The following is an 18,200-nucleotide window of genomic DNA, read 5'->3' as shown; positions in this document are numbered from 1 at the left end:
ATACAGAACAGGCTGCGAAAAACAGCCGGACCTCAAAAAAAACAGCCCGCCGATTTTTCAATGGGCGGGCTGAACATCCACAGGAGACGCTCTTCAATGAAAGGGCTGGCTTGCGGCCAGCCCCGACGGATCAATAAACACTCAACGGTTGTAGGCGGTTTCGCCGTGTGCGGTGATGTCCAGGCCTTCGCGCTCGTCTTCTTCGCTGACACGCAGGCCAATCGTCAGGTCCACCACCTTGTAGGCAATAAACGACACCAGGCCCGACCAGACAATGGTGATCACCACGGCCTTGGCCTGCACGATGACCTGCGACACGATGGAGTAGTCGGCCGCGGTGACCATGGTGGCCGTGACCCAGTCGGCCACGTAGCCGGGGCCGCCCAGGCTGGGGGAGTTGAACACGCCGGTCAGCAGCGCGCCCAGGATACCGCCTATGCCGTGCACGCCGAACACGTCGAGCGAGTCGTCCGCGCCCAGCATCTTTTTCAGGCCATTGACACCCCAGAGGCAGGCAAAGCCGGCCACCAGGCCAATCACCAGGCCACCGCCGATGCCGACGTTGCCGGCGGCGGGCGTGATGGCGACCAAACCGGCCACGGCACCCGATGCCGCACCCAGCATCGACGCCTTGCCCTTCATCAGCGCCTCACCAATGCACCAGGCCAGCACCGCCGCGGCGGTGGCACCCAGGGTGTTGATGAAGGCCAGTGCGGCAAAGCCGTTGGCCTCCAGCGCCGAGCCGGCATTGAAACCGAACCAGCCCACCCACAGCAGGGCCGCACCGACCATGGTCAAGGTCAGGCTGTGCGGCGCCATGGACTCCTTGCCGTAACCGATGCGCTTGCCGACGACGTAGGCACCGACCAGACCGGCCACGGCGGCGTTGATGTGCACGACGGTACCGCCGGCAAAGTCAAGCGCGCCCATCTGCCAGATGTAACCGGCCTTGCCGCTCATGGCGTCGACCACCTCCTTGCCGGTGTAGGCGTCAGGACCCATCCAGAACCAGACCATGTGCGCCATGGGCGCGTAGCTGAAGGTGAACCAGATCGCCATAAACAGCAGCACCGCCGAGAACCGGATGCGCTCGGCAAAGGCGCCAACGATCAGGCAGCAGGTAATGCCGGCAAACGTCGCCTGGAACACGGCGAACACGATTTCAGGAATCACCACGCCCTTGCTGAAGGTGGCGGCGTTGGCGAAGGTGCCGGCCGCGTTGTCCCAGATGCCTTTCATGAACAGCCGGTCAAACCCGCCGAAAAAGGCATTGCCTTCGGTAAACGCCAGGCTGTAGCCATAGATGAACCACAGCACGACGATCATCGAGAAGGTCACCATGATCTGCATCAGGACCGACAGCATGTTTTTGCTGCGTACCAGGCCTCCGTAAAACAGGGCCAGACCTGGAATGGTCATCAAGATCACCAGCAAGGTGGACACCATCATCCAGGCGGTGTCGCCCTTGTTGGGCACGGGGGCGGCGGCAGGCGCTGCTGCGGATGCGGCGGCAGCGGGCGCTGCGGCGGGAGCAGCCGCCGGAGCCGCCGAAGCGGCCGTGGCGGCGGGTTTGGCTTCGGCCGCGGCAGGGGCGGTTGCCGAAGCGGCGGGCGCTTCAGCCGGGGCCTGCGCCAGGGCGGCGGCGGCGCCGGTCAGCAGGCTCAATCCCAGGGCCAGGGAGGCAAGTAGTTTTTTCATGTCTGTGTTCTCGTTTTTTGGGGATGGGGACTGGCCGCCTTACAGCGCTTCCTTGCCGGTTTCGCCGGTGCGAATGCGCACGACCTGCTCCAGGTCGTAGACAAAGACCTTGCCGTCACCGATCTTGCCGGTGCGGGCGGCGCCCTCGACCGCTTCAATCACGCGGTCGACCAGGTCGTCGGACACGGCCGCTTCAATCTTGACCTTGGGTAGAAAGTCAACCACATACTCGGCCCCGCGGTACAGCTCGGTGTGGCCTTTCTGGCGGCCAAAGCCCTTGACTTCGGTGACCGTGATGCCTTGCACGCCAATCGCAGACAGTGCTTCGCGCACTTCGTCGAGCTTGAACGGTTTGATGATGGCGGTGACGAGTTTCATGTTGGTGTTCTCCGGTGGATTCGGTCCGGCGGCGGCAGGCACCGCCGCCGGCATGCGGTTTACAGGGCCTTGGTCAGCGTGACGACCAGGGTGCTCTTGTTGATGGACTTGCCGCTGGTGTCGACCGAAGCGGGGTAGAGGAAGCTGTTCTTCTTGTTGCCGCCGACCACGGCGCCGGCCAGGGTCAGGCCGTCGCCCAGGTCGTAGCCTGCGCCCACGCTGTAGTCCATGTAGTCAGGCAGACCGGCCGCGTTGGCGCCGCTCTTGAAGTCGGTAAAGCCGAGGGAAGCCTTGAGGGTCAGCTTGGGCATCACTTCCTGCGCAAAGGCCAGGTTGAAGTAGCCGGTGCCGCGGCCTTCGCCGGCCAGAAATTCCTTGCCCAGGCCAAAGTAGCCCTTGGACACGGTGCGCGAATACTTGGCGCTGACGGGGCCATAGCCGGCGCCGAGGTAGACCTCGGTGGTGTTGGCGCCGGTGGCGCCGGGGTACAGGTAGGTCAGCGCGCCCACGTCCATGTCCAGCGGGCCGGCCTTGAATTTGTAACCGCCATAGAGATCGACTTCAAGGGCGCTGTTGTCGCCGGAAGGCAGGTACTTGGTCCAGTTGATGGTGGAGTTCCAGTTGCCGAGGTAAAAGCCGCTGTCGAAGGCGTAGTCCACACCACCCTGCAGCGCCGGCTTGAACGCCCGGGTGCGCGACACGTCCTGGTCCTGGCCGCGAAACTTGTAATTGCTGGTCAGGGCAATGTTGAAGGTCAGGGGCGAGGCGGCTGGCTCTGCGGCCGGCGCTGCGGTCTGGGCAAAGGCGCTGGTTGACAGAAGGAGGGCCGCAGCGAGCGCGACGTTGGCGGACGTGAATTTCATGGAAGACTCCGGGTGTTGTTGAACTTGATCGCAACCTTATTAGCATGGACCGTGCCAAAACCTGCGGGCCATCCGGTCTACCGCAGGCGACCCTGCTGCGTTAAACCTCAAGCTACAAACACTTACAAAGCACCAAGTTGGCGCGTACAGCGCACCGCCATGGCACCAATCTGGCGCACAACTTTGATGCATTCAACGGGGATTCCTGAATGAGCTTATCTTTAGTGCACAGCCGTGCCTTGCTGGGCCTGCAGGCGCGGCCCGTCTGTGTCGAGGTGCACCTGGCTAACGGGCTGCCCAGCTTCACCCTGGTCGGCCTGGCCGAAACCGAGGTCAAGGAAGCACGCGAGCGGGTGCGCTCGGCGATCCAGAACACCGGGCTGGAGTTTCCGGCCAACAAGCGCATCACGGTGAATCTGGCGCCGGCCGACCTGCCCAAGGACTCCGGCCGCTTTGACCTGGCGATAGCGCTGGGCATTCTGGCGGCCAGCGGCCAGATTGATGCCGGCAAGCTCAAGGGCTATGAATTTGCCGGGGAACTGTCGCTGGGCGGGGATTTGCGGCCGGTGCGGGGCGCGCTGGCCATGAGCCTGGCGCTGGCCGATGACGCCCGCCAATCGGGCCAGGCCCCGCCCCGGCTGGTGCTGCCCGAGGGCAGCGCCCAAGAGGCGGCGCTGGTGCCCGAGGCCGAGATTTACCGCGCCCCCCATTTGCTCGATGTGGTGCGGCAATTCTTGCCGGGCGGCACAGCGCCCGATGTGCTGGACGGCTGGACCCGCGTTGAGCCGACCAGCACCCAGCGCCCGCCCGACTACCCGGATCTGGCCGACGTGAAGGGCCAGGCGGCGGCCCGCCGCGCGCTCGAAATTGCCGCCGCCGGCGGCCACAGCGTCTTGATGATGGGCGCACCCGGTTCCGGCAAATCGATGCTGGCCCAGCGTTTTGCCGGGCTGCTGCCGGCCATGACGACGCAGGAAGCGCTGGAAAGCGCGGCCGTGGCCTCGCTGGGCGGGCGCTTCACGCTGGACAACTGGGCGGTGCGTCCGACCTGCGCACCGCACCACACGGCCAGCGCGGTGGCGCTGGTCGGTGGCGGCTCACCGCCGCGGCCCGGTGAAATCTCGCTGGCGCATCGGGGGGTGTTGTTTCTTGATGAACTGCCTGAATTTCCACGCGCCGCGCTGGAAGCCCTGCGTGAGCCGCTGGAGTCCGGCAGCATCACCATTTCACGGGCCGCGCACCGCGCCGAGTTTCCGGCCCGTTTTCAGTTGGTTGCCGCCATGAACCCCTGCCCCTGCGGCTACCTGGGCTCCAGCCTGCGCGCCTGCCGCTGCTCGCCGGACCAGGTGTCGCGCTACCAGGGCAAGCTCAGCGGCCCGTTGCTGGACCGGATTGACCTGCATGTCGAAGTCGGCGCGCTGGCGGCCAATGAGCTGATCAACACGCCACCCGGAGAAGCCAGCGCTCACATCCGGAGCCGGGTGGCGCTGGCCCGCGAACGCGCCATCAGTCGCCAGGGCAGCACCAACCAGGCACTGGAAGGCCAGGCGATTGACGCGCAATGCCATCTCGACGATGCGGCGGCCAAATTCCTGAACACGGCGGCGGCGCGCCTGGGCTGGTCAGGCCGCAGCATTCACCGCTGCCTGAAGGTGGCCCGCACCATTGCCGACCTGGCCGGCGCGGCCACGGTGCAGCTGACCCACGTGGCCGAGGCGGTGCAGTACCGGCGGGCGCTCAAGGCGCACTGAGGCGGCCGCCCCAGGCAGCACCCGCTTACTGAAGACGCAGGTTCTGGCCCTCGACCGTGACGCGGCTGCCCACGTTGGGGGCCTGCGCAATTTCCATGGTGCGGTGCGAGCCGTCTTCCATGCGGATACCGACCTGGTAGACGGTGATCTTGCGCACCTGGCCTTCGATCGCATTGCCGGCAAAGCCGCCGCCGACCGCGCCCAGAATGGTGGCCGCCGTGCGGCCATTGCCATGGCCGACCTGGTTGCCGAGCACGGCGCCCAGCACGCCGCCGGCCACCGCGCCCACGCCGGGGCCGTCCGGTTTGGCGGAGCGCTGCACCGGCGTGACCGACTCGACCACGCCGCAGACGGCGCAGACCCCGCGGCCAGGCGCGGGAGAATGGGCCGCAGACGGGGCCGGTGAAATCCCCGCATGGCCGGGCGCGGGCGCCGGCCGATGCACCGGCTTGACCACTTTTTTGGCCGGCGCCGGCGCGGGCTCCGTCTTGGCGGGCGCCGCCACCGGTTTTTCAATCAGGTCGTCGGCCGCGCCGTTGGAGCCGGCAGGGGCCAGCGGCGGCAGCGGAGCGGCTTGCGGCGCCGCACTGAGGGCCGCCACCGTGGCCGCCGGAGCGGGCGCGCGCTGGTTGTAAAGCATGGTGCCGCCCATGCCGAGCACGGCGACGCTGAGCGCGCCGACGGCGGCCCACAGCGGTTTGTTGTTCGGCGAAGCGGGCTGCTGGCCCGGCGGGGTGCCTGGCTGGATGCGGTCAACGGGGGTGTTCATGGCGGGCTCTTTCCTCAGTGGCTTTGGGTTTTACTTTTGGCGTTCATCCATCCAGAACGCCCGAAACCACCCAAAGGTACACAAGCCCGGTCAATACCGCGTGTCTGTTTGTAAACGCGGCCCAGCCGCCGGTCAACGCGAAGTCAAGCCGTCCCCCAGCCAGGCGCTACAGGTTGGGCGCCAGCAAACGCTGCAAATCCTCGGCCCTGGCACCGCGCCGCCGGGCCAGGTCCTGCAGCTGGTCGTCACCAATCTTGCCGACATTGAAATACAGGCTTTGCGGATGGCTCAGGTAAAAGCCGCTGACGCTGGCGGCCGGCGTCATGGCCAGGCTTTCGGTGAGCGCCATGCCCACTTCGCCGGCCTTGAGCAGCTCGAACATGTCTTTCTTCACGCTGTGGTCCGGGCAGGCCGGGTAACCCGGGGCCGGCCGTATGCCCTGGTATTTTTCGCCAATCAGCTCTTCGGTGCTCAGCGATTCGGCCGTCGCATAGCCCCACAGGTCGCGCCGCACGCGCTGGTGCATGGCCTCGGCAAAGGCCTCGGCGAGACGGTCGGCCAGCGCCTTGAGCGTGATCGACGAGTAGTCATCGTTGTCGTCCAGGAAGTACTTTTCCTTCTTTTCGGCGCCCAGCCCGGCGGTGACGGCAAAAACCCCGATGTAGTCCGCAATATGCGAGTCATAGTGGCCCTCAGCCCCCGCCTTTCCTGCCCGGTTAGCTATCAATTCAGGAGTAAGCAGCTTGGGCGCGACAAAATCCGCCAGGCAGCGGCTGGGCCGCATCACGCCGTCGAGCGCGGTTTTTTCGGCCTGCTGGCGCAGCCCGTACCAGGTCATGGCCACCTGGCTGCGCGACTCGTCGGTATAAATCTCGATGTCGTCGCCCACGCTGTTGGCTGGGTACAGGCCGATCACGCCGCTGGCGGTGAGCCAGCGGCCCTCGATCAGGCGCTTGAGCATGCGCTGCGCATCGGCATAGACGCGCACCGCCTCGGTGCCGACCACCTCGTCCTTCAAGATCGCCGGAAACGGCCCGGCCAGGTCCCAGGTCTGAAAGAACGGGCCCCAGTCGATAAACCGTGCCAGTTCGGCCAGGTCAAAATTCTTGAAGACGCGGCGGCCAATGAACTTGGGCACGGGCGGGGTGTAGCCGGCCCAGTCGATCCTGGTGGCGTTGGCGCGCGCCTTGGCCAGCGGCCACATCGGCAGCTGCTTCTTGTTGGCGTGCTGGGTGCGCACCTTGTCGTAGTCGCTGTTGAGCTCGCTGATGTATTTGGCGGCGCTGTCGGACAGCAGGCTTTGCGCCACGCTGACGCTGCGCGAGGCATCGGGCACATAGACCACCGGGCCTTCATAGTGCGGCGAAATCTTGACCGCGGTATGCACCCGGCTGGTGGTGGCGCCGCCAATCAGCAGCGGGATTTTTTTGATGCGGAAATGATCGTCCTTCTGCATCTCGGCCGCCACATACTGCATTTCTTCCAGGCTCGGCGTGATCAGGCCCGACAGCCCCACGATGTCGGCGCCCTCGACCTTGGCGCGCGCCAGAATCTCGTGGCAGGGCACCATCACGCCCATGTTGACGACTTCAAAGTTGTTGCACTGCAGCACCACGGTAACAATGTTCTTGCCGATGTCGTGCACATCGCCCTTGACGGTGGCGATGATGATCTTGCCCTTGGTCTTGACGTCGCCGCCGGCGGCCTCCAGCAACAGTTTTTCGGCCTCGATGTAGGGCAGCAGATGCGCCACCGCCTGCTTCATCACGCGCGCGCTTTTCACCACCTGTGGCAAGAACATCTTGCCCTGGCCAAACAGGTCGCCGACCACGTTCATGCCGTCCATCAGCGGCCCTTCGATGACGTGCAGCGGGCGCCCACCCTCGGCCTTGATGAGCTGCCAGACCTCTTCGGTGTCTTCGGTGATGAACTCGTTCATGCCGTGCACCAGCGCGTGCGACAGGCGCGCCCGCACCGGCAACGCGCGCCACTCGTTTTTCTTGCTGTCGTCCCTGGCGCCGCTCTTGGCGGTTTCGGCCACTTCAATCAGGCGCTCGCTGGGCGTCAGTTCGGGCTCGCCCGGCTTGTAGAGGGGCGTACGGTTCAGCACCACGTCCTCGACCCGCTGCAGCAGCGTCGGCTCCAGGTCGTCGTAGACGCCGACCATGCCGGCGTTGACGATGCCCATGTCCATGCCGGCCTGGATCGCGTGGTACAGGAACACGGTGTGAATGGCTTCGCGCACCGGGTCGTTGCCGCGAAAGCTGAAGGACACGTTGGACACGCCGCCCGACACCTTGGCGCCGGGCAGATTGGCCTTGATCCAGCGCGTGGCGTTGATGAAATCGACCGCGTAGTTGTTGTGCTCTTCAATGCCGGTGGCAATGGCAAAGATATTCGGGTCAAAGATGATGTCTTCGGGCGGAAAGTCCAACTCGTCAACCAGAACCCGGTAGGCGCGCTCGCAGATTTCAATCTTGCGCTCGTAGGTATCGGCCTGACCCTTCTCGTCAAACGCCATCACCACGGCGGCCGCGCCATAGCGCTTGAGCAGCTTGGCCTGGTGTTTGAAGGGCGCCAGCCCCTCCTTCATGGAGATCGAATTGACGATGCCCTTGCCCTGGATGCAGCGCAGGCCGGCCTCGATCACGCTCCATTTGGAGCTGTCGATCATGATGGGCACGCGGGCGATGTCGGGCTCGCTGGCGATCAGGTTCAAAAACCGCACCATGGCGGCCTGGCTGTCCAGCATCGCCTCGTCCATGTTGATGTCGATGATCTGCGCGCCGTTTTCGACCTGCTGGCGCGCCACGGCCAGCGCGGCTTCAAAGTCGCCGTTCAGAATCATGCGGGCGAAGGCCTTGGAACCGGTGACATTGGTGCGCTCGCCAATGTTGACAAACGAAGCGCTGGGGGACAGACCTTCGGCTCTGTCCTCCTCTGAATAGGACGCGCCCACGCTGACCGGCTCCAGGCCGGACAGCTTCATCGGAGGGACATTTTGCAAAGATTGAATTTCGGACATGGACTCACCTGTTTAGCCCTTGCGGGGCTCACGGTGAGCGTCGTTGCGGCAGAAACTGTGAAAATGTCCCTGTTTCCCAAGCCTGACGAAGCAATGGCTTCGCTGCAACGCTCCTTGGGTTACCATCATTTTAAAGGCTGGCCAAAGCCCCGCACCGGCGCGGGCCTTGGCACCGCGAAAAACCTGAAAAATCCATGTTTAAAAACCTGTTTGGCGGGAAGAAATCCGCAAGTCGCACGGCGCCCGAGTTCATGCAGCCCCGGGAACGCATGCGGGCGGTGGAAGGCTCCAGCACGGCCGAGCTGGCGGCCCGGCTGCTGATCGCGCCGACGGCGCTGATGCGGCTGACTCCCGACGAAGCGCTCACGATCGTGAGCTACATGATCCCGCGCAAAATCCCCATGGGCACCACCTTCATCACCGAAGGCGACCAGACCGACACCGGTTACATGGCGCTGCTGCTGGAGGGCGAGGTCACGGTCGAAAACATCGTGGTCAGCCGCAACGCGCCGGTCACCGTGACGGTGCTGGGGCCCGGCAGCCTCATAGGCGAGATGCGGCTGGTCGATGACCGGGCGCGGCTGGCTTCCTGCACCGCCAGCACCGATGTTCAGTGCGCGATTTTGTCGCGCGCCGCCCTCGAAAAACTGAGCCAGGACGATCCGGCCACCACCGTCAAGCTGATGTTTGCGGTGTCGCTGCGGATTGCCGAGCGGCTGCGTGAAACCACCGAAAAACTCAAGCTCTACAGCCAGCTGACGCAGGCGATGCAGCAGGAAATCAACCAGCGCTGAATCGACCGGGGGATTCAGCGCCCAAGCTCGCTGGCTGTGGATTACTTGCTGTAGGTCAGCACGTAAAACCGGTCGGTAAAAAACGTATTGGCGTAATACGGCGAAACGGTGGTCGTGATCTTCTTGGAATAGTCCGCGCTGCCATCGGCGGTGACGGCGTAAATCTTTTTGGTCTTCGGGTCCATCGCCATGGTGCGCACACCGGCCTGGGTTCCCATCGCTTCCGACGGTTTGTAGCTATCGGCACTCACCTGCTCGAAGACATTGAGCACCGCATTGACGCCATTGGCCAGGAACACCCGCTTCAAATCGGCGTCGTAAATGACCTCGTCATTGCCACCACCGATTTCACTGGTGTAGACCATGGCGCCGTTCTCGGCGTTCATGACGGCAAACGAGGGCTTGACCGTCGCGCTGCCGCGGCAACCCAGAAAAATGCGGTTGTTCGCCACGTCCAGTGCCAGGCCATTGGTCTGGGCGCAGCCCGGCGTCGGCCACTGGGCGGTCACTTTCATGTCTTTGGTATCGATGCGGTACACCGAGTTCTCGTCGCGCGAGGCCATGTAGAAGTTGCCCTTGCCGTCGCCCTCGGCATGCTCGGGTTTCTTGGTCGTGACCTTGATCGTGCCAACCACCTTCAGCGACGGCGCTTCCAGCACGATCAGGTCCGTGCCGTCCTTGCCGGCGGCCATGTTGACGACGATGCGTTTGGTCGCCGGATCATAGTGGGTGGAATCGAGCTCGTCGCCCAGCTTGATGGAGGCCTGCGCCTCCAGCGTGGACAGCTTGAACGGCGTGATGGTGCCGTTTTCATTGTAAGAAATACCGAGGTCGAATTCGGGCATCAGCGTCGCGCCATTCGAGCTGTCGGCGGCCGTGGTGCCAATGACCTTGACGAGCTTTCGGGTCGCAATATCGTAAACCTGCAAACCCTGGCCGCGATGGCCGATGAACAGGTGATTGCGGGCCGCGTCCAGCGAAACATAGTCCCAGCCGGCGCCCTTGCCCGGGATGGCGGTGGCGTTTTCCAGATGCCAGCCATCAAAGGCCGCCGCCGGCGTCGAAACGCTGGCAGCACCCACCAAGGTCAAAACAGCAGCGGCCAAAGCGGACCGCGTTTTATGAATGTACCTGTCTACCTGGTCGCGACCAGGAAGAATGGGGTGGCGTGCAGGAATGCACTGGCTAGATTGTTTCGATTCCATTTTTGTCTCCAGTAATGTTTGTACTGGCACAATTTAATCGCATCACCTGTCAAAAGGCTGTCAAAACGGAAGTCTTTTTGAAGTGCCCGCTGAAGGCAGACGGAGTCGGGGAAATCCGGCATCGCTCTTGTTGACCACGAAGAGAGTCAGTAGCTACCTGCAAGGAGATACGGCACGCGCTTATAAGGCAGGGCCGGACGGGTGCATTCAGACGCTGCTGCGCGAGCGGCTCCCCGATCATTCAATGCGGAGCGCCATGGTCTGCGGCAAATCAGACCAGTTCTGGATAAAAATACTTACGCTGAACATTGCGCGGTGCTGTTGAACCTACCGCTTGATGAATGGCACCAATATGCTCGGGCGTGGTGCCGCAGCAGCCGCCCACGATGTTGACCAGGCCCTCGTCGGCAAACTCGCGCAGCAGGCGCGAGGTCACGTCGGGGGTTTCGTCGAAGCCGGTGTCGCTCATCGGGTTGGGCAGGCCGGCATTGGGGTAGCAACTGATGAAGGTATCGCCGGCCACGCGCGCCAGCTCCTGGATATAGGGCCGCATCAGCGTGGCGCCGAGCGCGCAGTTCAGGCCGACGGCCAGCGGCCGGGCGTGGCGCACGCTGTGCCAGAAGGCGGTGACGGTCTGGCCGCTCAAAATCCGGCCCGAGGCATCGGTGACGGTGCCGCTGATGATGAGCGGCAGGCGCTGGCCCGAATTGTCGAAGTACTCGTCGATCGCAAACAGCGCCGCCTTGGCGTTCAGCGTGTCAAAAATGGTTTCCACCAGCAGCACGTCGCTGCCGCCTTTCACCAGCGCCTCGGTCTGCTCGTAGTAGGCGCGGCGCAGCTCCTCAAAGCTGGTGTTGCGCGCGCCCGGGTCGTTGACGTCGGGGCTGATGCTGGCGGTTTTGGGTGTCGGGCCTAGGGCGCCGACGACAAAACGCGGTTTCTCGGGGGTCGCAAACTTGTCGCAGGCGGCGCGCGCACTGCGCGCGGATTCGTAATTCATCTCGACCGCCAGCTCGGCCATGTCGTAGTCGGCCTGGGCCACCGTGGTGGCGCCAAAGGTATTGGTTTCGATCAGGTCGGCCCCGGCCGCCAGGTAGCCTTCGTGGATGTCCTGAATCACGTCGGGCCGGGTCAGGCTCAGCAATTCATTGTTGCCCTTGACGTCCTTGTGAAAGTCCTTGAAGCGCTCGCCGCGGTACTGGGCCTCGTTGAGCTTGAAGCGCTGGATCATGGTGCCCATGGCGCCATCGAGAATGGCGATGCGTTGCGCCAGGATGGCCGGGAGCTGCTGGCCGCGGGTGTAGGGGATGGGCTTCATGCCCTGATTTTAAAGCCGGTGGCTGGCTGGACTCGACTTTCCGGGACAATAGCCCGATACGCCGACAGCCACGACCGACCATGAAAAACCTCCAACCTCAAGAAGCCTGGGCCTGGCTGCAGGCGCACCCGGACGCGCTGTTCGTGGACGTGCGCATGGAAATCGAGTCGCTTTACGTCGGGCGCCCGCCCGGCGTGGTCAATGTGCCGTGGTACGAATACCCCGACCTGCAGCCCGACGCGCACCAGTTTGCCGAGGCGGTGGCGCGCGAGGCCAGCGGCAAGGACCAGCCGCTGCTGCTGATCTGCCGCTCCGGCAAGCGCACGCTGGACGCCGGCAAGGCGCTGGTGGCGGCCGGTTTTAGCGATGTGCAGCATGTGGTGCACGGTTTTGAGGGTGATCTCGATGAGCGCTTTCGTCGCTCCACGCTGTCGGGCTGGCGCTTTGCCGGCCTGCCGTGGGAGCAGATGTAGCCCCTTTCAGGCATCAAACAAGCCTCTAGCCCTTATAGAACGCGCGCATACAGCTACTGTTTTTATAGCAAACTTTTTTTCATCCTGTCCCGATTCGCCGGGCCCCAACCTTGTCTTCCCTGCCCCTTTTGCCGACCTCTACGCCGACCCCGACCCCGACCCCGCTCGACATTCTGGGTCAGGTCTTTGGCTACGACAGCTTTCGCGGCCCGCAGCAAGCCATTGTTGAGCATGTGGTAGCAGGCGGCGACGCGCTGGTGCTGATGCCGACCGGCGGCGGCAAGTCGCTGTGCTACCAGATTCCGGCGATCGCCCGGCAAAACGCCGGCCACGGCGTGACCATTGTGATCTCGCCGCTGATTGCGCTGATGCACGACCAGGTCGGCGCGCTGACCGAGGCCGGCGTGGCGGCGGCGTTCCTGAACTCGACGCAGACCTTTGAGGAAGGCAGCGCGCTGGAAAAGCAGCTGTTGCGCAACGAACTGACGCTGCTCTATGCCGCGCCCGAGCGCATCAACACGCCACGCATGAAGGGCCTGCTGGCCTCGCTGCACGAGCGCGGGCTGCTGAGCCTGTTCGCGATTGACGAGGCGCATTGCGTGAGCCAGTGGGGCCACGACTTCAGGCCCGAATACCGCAGTTTGAGCCTGCTGCACGAAACCTTTCCCGACGTGCCGCGCATGGCGCTGACCGCCACCGCCGATGCGCTGACGCGGCAGGACATGGTAGAGCGGCTCAAGCTGGAGGACGCGCGCGCCTTTGTCAGCAGCTTTGACCGGCCCAACATCCGCTACACCATCGTCGAGAAAACCGACCCGACGCGCCAGCTGCTGCGCTTTATAGCAACCGAGCACGACGGCGAGGCTGGCATTGTGTACTGCCAGTCGAGGAAACGCGTGGAAGAGATTGCGGGCATGCTGCAGGGCGCCGGCATCAAGGCCATGGCCTACCACGCCGGGCTGGACTCCGGCCTGCGCCAGCAGCGGCAAGACCGCTTTCTGCGCGAGGACGGCATGGTGATGGTGGCCACCATCGCCTTCGGCATGGGCATCGACAAACCCGATGTGCGCTTTGTCGCGCACCTGGACATGCCGAAAAACATCGAGGGCTACTACCAGGAAACCGGCCGCGCCGGCCGCGACGGCCAGAGCGCCGACGCCTGGATGGTCTATGGCCTGCAGGACGTGGTGAACCAGCGCCGCATGATAGACACCAGCGACGCCGCCAGCGAGGAGTTCAAGCAGGTGATGCGCGGCAAGCTCGATGCACTGCTGAGCCTGGCCGAAGACACGCGCTGCCGCCGCGTCAGCCTGCTGCATTACTTTGGCGAAGCCAGCCAGCCCTGCGGCAATTGCGACAACTGTCTGCAACCCCCCGCGGTATGGGACGCGACCGAGGCCGCGCGCAAGATGCTGAGCTGCATTTACCGCGTGCAGCAGATGAGCGGCATCAGCTTTGGCGCCGGCCACATCATGGACATCCTGCGCGGCAAGGCGACCGAGAAGGTGGTGCAGTATGGCCACGACCAGCTCAGCACCTTCGGCATTGGCAGTGATCTGGCCGAGGCCCAGTGGCGCAGCGTGCTGCGCCAGCTGATTGCCAAGAACACGCTGCGGGTCGATGCCGAGGCCTTCAGCACCCTGCAGCTGCTGCCCGATGCGCGCCAGGTGCTCAAGGGCGAAACCCATGTGGTGCTGCGCGAGCAGGCGCTCGGGGCCAGGGCGGACAGAGCCAGAGGCAGCAAGCGCGTCACCAAGACCTCGGTCAAGGGGCTGGCCGAGGCCACCCTGAATGCCGGCGCGCTGGAGCGGCTGGCCTGCCTGAAGGCCTGGCGCGCCGAGGTCGCGCGCGAGCACAACCTGCCGGCCTTCGTGATTTTTCACGATGCCACGCTACGCGCCATTGCCGAGCGCGCCCCGCAAAGCCTGCAGGAGCTGGACGGCATCAGCGGCATAGGCGCCAAGAAACGCGAAGCCTACGGCGCCGAAGTGCTCAGGGTGTGTGCGTCTGTCTGAATCCAGGGCGACCGCAGCCCGTGCGGACTTTCACGCGATCCTGGGGAGCCCATCTTGAGCACTTTCATGCAACGCGCCGGGCTGCTGCCGGCGCTGCTGGTGGCCCTGGCCGCCTCGTTGATGCTGATGGCCCTGCCGCTGCACGCCGAGCCCGCGCCCACGCTGATGCTGAACCGCGATGTCGGCCAGGCGCCGCTGGAGGCGTCGCTGCAATGGCTGCTTGACCCCGGTGGCGAGCTGAGCGCCGAGCGCATCGAGGCCCAGCCCGGCCTGCCGTTTGCCGGGGTTGAGCCCGAGCAGCGCCACCTGCTGGGCACGGGCGCCCTGTGGCTGCGTTTTGACGCCGCCATCCAGAATCCGCAGGTGCACTGGCGGCTGACCGTGCCGCTTCCCGGCGTGGACGAAGTGAGCCTACACTTTCGGGATGCGGCTGGCCAGTGGGTGACGCAGCAGGCGGGTGATGGCGTGGCCACGAATCGCTGGGCGCAGCCGGCGCGCTACCCGGTGTTTTCACTGTCGCCCGAGCCGGGCCAGCCGGTGCGCTACTACCTGCAGATACGCCACGGCCGGGTGCCGTTTTCGGCGCTGCCGCTGGTGCTCAGCGATGCGCGGCTGATCAGCCAGAGTCTGGCCGAACACCTGGTGCTGGGCATTTACTTTGGCCTGGCCGCGCTGGTCATCGTGCTGGCGCTGGCCCATGCGATCAGCGACCGCGATGCCGGCTTTGCCACCTACGCCCTGTACATGGCAATTTTTGCCGCCTCGCAGGCCAGCTTTACCGGCCTGGCCGGGCTCTACTGGTGGCCACAATGGCCCGCGCTGAACCGGGCCACGGTGTTTTTGCTGCCGGCCGCGGCCGCCAGCGCCATGTGGTTTGCGCGCACCATCACCCTGCCGCGGCGCTTTGCGCCGGCGCTGGACCGGCTGCTGCTGGCCCTGATGCTCATGCTGCCGCTGGCCGGGCTGTATGACGCGGCGATTCCCACACAAACCGGCTTTGTCATCCTGAACAACCTGATAGCCCTGAGCATGCTGGTGCTGCTGGGGGTGATAGGCATGGCGCTGGCGGCCGGCGACTACTACACGCGCTGGATTGCCGCCGGCTTTTTGCCGGTGCTGCTGGCCGCGCTGTTTCCGCTGCTGCGCAACCTGGGCACGATTCCGTCGAGCTATTTGAGCGACTATGCGCTGCTGCTGGGCTCGGCGATTGAAGCGCCCATCCTGTTTTACGGCCTGAACCGCCGCGTGGCGCAGCGCCGCAGCCTGAGCGCCCGCGCCTCCCGGCTCGGCAACGACGACCCGCTGACCGGCCTGCGCTCGGGCAAGGTTTTTCTGGACAAGCTGCGCAAGTCGCTGGCGGCGGCCCAGCGCTCGCGCCAGCCTTTTGCGCTGCTGCTGGTGAACCTGGCCAACCTGGCCCGCCTCGAAAAAACCCATGGCCGCGAGACCGCCGACCGCGCCGTGGTGCTGGCCGCCGCCTGCCTGCGCGCGGTGGCGCACGCCAGCGACACCGTGGCACGGGTCGGCGACACCGAGTTCGCGCTGCTGATCGACGGCCCGATCGGCCTGCAGGCCGCCAACGCGGTGGCCACCCGCATCCTGAGCAGCGGGCTGCGGCCCACCGACCAGTTGCCCGATGCCGAGCCGCTGCGCTTTCACATCGCGCTGGGCCATCTGGCGGCGGCGGATAGGGCCACCACCGGCGCGGCGGCGCCCGATGCCGACGCCTGCCTGGCGCGCCTGCTGACGGCGCTGGCCGACATGAACGACGGCTCGGGCAAGGCGATCCGGCAGGTCAAGCTGGTTTAGCCATCAAATCCAGCTCTAACCCATACATATAGTGCACAAGCAGCTATCAAATAAATAGCGAATCGTGGCCACTACTGCACAAAGCCGATGCCGCGCGACTCGCGCACCTCGGGCTTGATGCGGTGCTCGGCCTCGAGCTGGCTGATGAATTCCTCGGCCGTGAAGTGCGCGTCCAGAATCTCGGTCTGGCGCTTGACCGCGGCGAAGTCGCCGGGGCAGATCTGCACCAGCCTGGCCAGGCGCTCGCGTAGCGCCGGGGTCAGCGCGTCGGCCTGGCCGCCCAGCGCTTCGGTGATGAACATTTTCTCGCGCTGCGCGGCGGTCAGCGGCATGAACTTGATCTTGAAGGTAAAGCGCCGCAGCGCCGCCTGGTCCAGGCTTTCGAGCAGGTTGGTGGTGCAGACGAAAATGCCGGCATAGCGCTCCATGCCCTGCAGCATTTCATTGACCTCGGTCACCTCGTAGCTGCGCTGGGCGCCACGCCGGTCCTGCAAAAAGCTGTCGGCCTCGTCCAGCAGCAGCACCGCCTTCTCGGCCTCGGCCTCCCTGAACATGGCGGCCATGTTCTGCTCGGTTTCGCCCACGTACTTGCTCATCAAATCACTCGCCTGCTTGATGATGAGGGGCTGCTCCAGCGCGCTGGCAATGTGCTCGGCCAGCGCGGTCTTGCCGGTGCCGGGCGCGCCGTAAAAACACAGGCTGCCGTGGCCCCGGCTTTTCAGCGCCTCGACGATGCGCGGCACCTCAAAGCGCGACTCGACATGGAGCATGGCCAGGTCGTAGGTGGTCACGCAGCGGCGGCCGTTGGATTCGGCCTTGTTGCCGAGCGCCACATCGGCATTCTTGAGCTGGCGCTCGATCAGCGACTCCAGCAATGAAATAGCAGCCCCCACGCTCCCCACTTCGTGTGGTTCGCTGCCCCCCGAGGGGGCTGGCCTTGCTTGGGGCGGCCCGGCGCGGCGGCCTTCGTCCGCTCTCTTCTTGACGCCAATTTGCGTCTCTGCGGCGTTCTCAGGCGCGCTGGCCAGGCGCGCAAAGCGCACCGCGGTGCGGATCTGCGCCGGCGTCAGGCCCTTGCGCGCCGTCAGTTTGGCGACAAAGGCATCGCTGACCTGCACGCCTTCCAGCGTCTTGCGCACCACGCCCTCGCGCGCGCCGGGCGGCGGCGAACGCAGCTCCAGGTGGTAGGCAAAGCGGCGCCGAAAGGCCGGGTCGATCTGCTCGATGCGGTTGGTCACCCACAGCGTGGGCACGGTGTTCGATTCGAGAATCTGATTCACCCAGGCCTTGCCGTTGACCGAGCCGTTGGCCGGGGCCGGCAGTTGCTCGGAGCGCGCCATCAGCTGCGCGGCTTCGCTTGAAATCGGCGGAAACACGTCTTCGACTTCGTCAAACAGCAGGGCCGAATGCGCGCTGCCCTTGAGGAACACCTGCGCGATTTGCAAAGAGCGGTAGCGGTCGCGCCCGCTCAGCGAATTGCCGGCCTGGTCGGCGTACTCGACCTCGAACAGGTCCAGCCCGGCGGCCTGCGCCACCACCTTGGCCAGCTCGGTCTTGCCGGTGCCGGGCGGCCCGTAAAGCAGCACGTTGACACCCTGCTCCCTGGCCGCCACCGCATTGCGCAGCAGCGACACCAGCACCTCGGCGTCGTCGCGCACAAAGGCAAAGTCGCCCAGGCCCAGGCAGCTAGCGGCCGCCGGACGGGTGAACACCGCCATCAGCTCGTTCTGGTCGCGGTATTCGCGCATCAGCACCGGCGGCAGCTTTTCGCTGACCTTCATCAAATCGGCCAGGTCGGTGATGTTGTGCTCGGAGATCAGGTTCTCGACCATGCCGATGCGCTCGAGCCGCGAGCCGGCGCGCAGCGCTTCGGCCACATCGTGGGCCTTGACGCCGGCCACATCGGCAATCGCGGCATAGGCCTCGGGCGCGTTGTTGACCTTGAACTCGACCAGCAGCGAGCGCAGGTCGCGCTGGTAGCGCGCCAGCGTGCCGTAGAGCAGCAGCGCGCGCTCGGCGCGATTGAGCTGCAGCAGATTGGCCAGCGCGTCGATGTTTTTCTCGACCAGGGTGGACTGCTTTTTCAGCGCGTGCGTGAGCCA

Annotated in this window: 13 protein-coding genes and 1 riboswitch; of the genes, 5 read left to right on the top strand and 8 right to left on the bottom strand. The window is 65.0% G+C overall.

What is annotated here, in order from left to right; genetic code table 11:
- Positions 1–141 precede the first annotated feature (141 nt).
- Genes RMO23_RS04825 through RMO23_RS04815 form a run of 3 tightly spaced genes read right to left on the bottom strand, consistent with a single transcriptional unit; the run spans position 142 to position 2,939 of the window.
- Positions 142–1,698 (bottom strand): ammonium transporter, encoded by a 1,557-nt coding sequence (locus RMO23_RS04825; RefSeq protein WP_309678996.1) that lies wholly within the window; start codon positions 1,696–1,698, stop codon positions 142–144.
- Positions 1,699–1,737: 39 nt separating this feature from the next.
- Entirely contained in the window at positions 1,738–2,076 is a 339-nt protein-coding gene (gene glnK, locus RMO23_RS04820; RefSeq protein WP_309678993.1) for a P-II family nitrogen regulator, read from the bottom strand.
- A gap of 59 nt (positions 2,077–2,135) precedes the next feature.
- On the bottom strand, positions 2,136–2,939 hold the full coding sequence (locus RMO23_RS04815; RefSeq protein ID WP_309678991.1) for a TorF family putative porin: 804 nt from the start codon (positions 2,937–2,939) through the stop codon (positions 2,136–2,138).
- A gap of 209 nt (positions 2,940–3,148) precedes the next feature.
- Between RMO23_RS04815 and RMO23_RS04810 the strand changes: the two genes are divergently transcribed.
- Positions 3,149–4,690 (top strand): YifB family Mg chelatase-like AAA ATPase, encoded by a 1,542-nt coding sequence (locus tag RMO23_RS04810; protein ID WP_309678989.1) that lies wholly within the window; start codon positions 3,149–3,151, stop codon positions 4,688–4,690.
- Positions 4,691–4,715: 25 nt separating this feature from the next.
- On the opposite strand, the gene RMO23_RS04805 is transcribed toward RMO23_RS04810, so the two are convergent.
- Together RMO23_RS04805 and metH are read right to left on the bottom strand one after the other, a co-directional pair.
- The gene (locus RMO23_RS04805; protein WP_309678987.1) at positions 4,716–5,459 is read right to left on the bottom strand and encodes a glycine zipper 2TM domain-containing protein; all 744 of its coding nucleotides are present in this window, start codon (positions 5,457–5,459) and stop codon (positions 4,716–4,718) included.
- Between the two features lie 166 nt (positions 5,460–5,625).
- Positions 5,626–8,484 carry a methionine synthase gene (gene metH / locus RMO23_RS04800; protein ID WP_309678986.1) on the bottom strand — a complete coding sequence of 953 codons (2,859 nt, stop codon included), beginning with the start codon at positions 8,482–8,484 and terminating at the stop codon, positions 5,626–5,628.
- A 28-nt stretch (positions 8,485–8,512) separates the two neighbouring features.
- Positions 8,513–8,606: riboswitch (S-adenosyl-L-homocysteine riboswitch) on the bottom strand.
- A 72-nt stretch (positions 8,607–8,678) separates the two neighbouring features.
- Here metH and RMO23_RS04795 point away from each other — a divergent pair.
- Positions 8,679–9,278 (top strand): cyclic nucleotide-binding domain-containing protein, encoded by a 600-nt coding sequence (locus tag RMO23_RS04795; protein ID WP_309678983.1) that lies wholly within the window; start codon positions 8,679–8,681, stop codon positions 9,276–9,278.
- 41 nt (positions 9,279–9,319) lie between these two features.
- On the opposite strand, the gene RMO23_RS04790 is transcribed toward RMO23_RS04795, so the two are convergent.
- Positions 9,320–10,360, bottom strand: coding sequence for a hypothetical protein (locus RMO23_RS04790; RefSeq protein WP_309678981.1), 1,041 nt, complete (start codon positions 10,358–10,360; stop codon positions 9,320–9,322).
- 394 nt (positions 10,361–10,754) lie between these two features.
- Complete coding sequence (locus RMO23_RS04785) at positions 10,755–11,801, bottom strand: homocysteine S-methyltransferase family protein (RefSeq protein ID WP_309678979.1); 1,047 nt, start codon at positions 11,799–11,801, stop codon at positions 10,755–10,757.
- Positions 11,802–11,881: 80 nt separating this feature from the next.
- Here RMO23_RS04785 and RMO23_RS04780 point away from each other — a divergent pair, with 80 nt between their 5' ends.
- The 3 genes from RMO23_RS04780 to RMO23_RS04770 all read left to right on the top strand — a co-directional run bounded on the left by RMO23_RS04780 (position 11,882) and on the right by RMO23_RS04770 (position 16,098).
- A complete protein-coding gene (locus tag RMO23_RS04780; protein ID WP_309678977.1) occupies positions 11,882–12,274 on the top strand; it encodes a rhodanese-like domain-containing protein in 393 nt (130 codons plus the stop codon).
- A gap of 110 nt (positions 12,275–12,384) precedes the next feature.
- Entirely contained in the window at positions 12,385–14,289 is a 1,905-nt protein-coding gene (gene recQ / locus RMO23_RS04775; RefSeq protein ID WP_405041564.1) for a DNA helicase RecQ, read from the top strand.
- Between the two features lie 54 nt (positions 14,290–14,343).
- Positions 14,344–16,098, top strand: coding sequence for a 7TM diverse intracellular signaling domain-containing protein (locus RMO23_RS04770; protein WP_309678974.1), 1,755 nt, complete (start codon positions 14,344–14,346; stop codon positions 16,096–16,098).
- Positions 16,099–16,169: 71 nt separating this feature from the next.
- Here RMO23_RS04770 and RMO23_RS04765 read toward each other — a convergent pair.
- The coding region (locus RMO23_RS04765) for an AAA family ATPase (RefSeq protein WP_309678972.1) at positions 16,170–18,200 on the bottom strand (2,031 nt) is incomplete at its 5' end.

Origin of the sequence: Polaromonas sp., assembly GCF_031411155.1 — a bacterium.
Taxonomy (GTDB): domain Bacteria; phylum Pseudomonadota; class Gammaproteobacteria; order Burkholderiales; family Burkholderiaceae_C; genus Polaromonas.
This window is presented reverse-complemented; position numbering and strand designations above follow the sequence as displayed.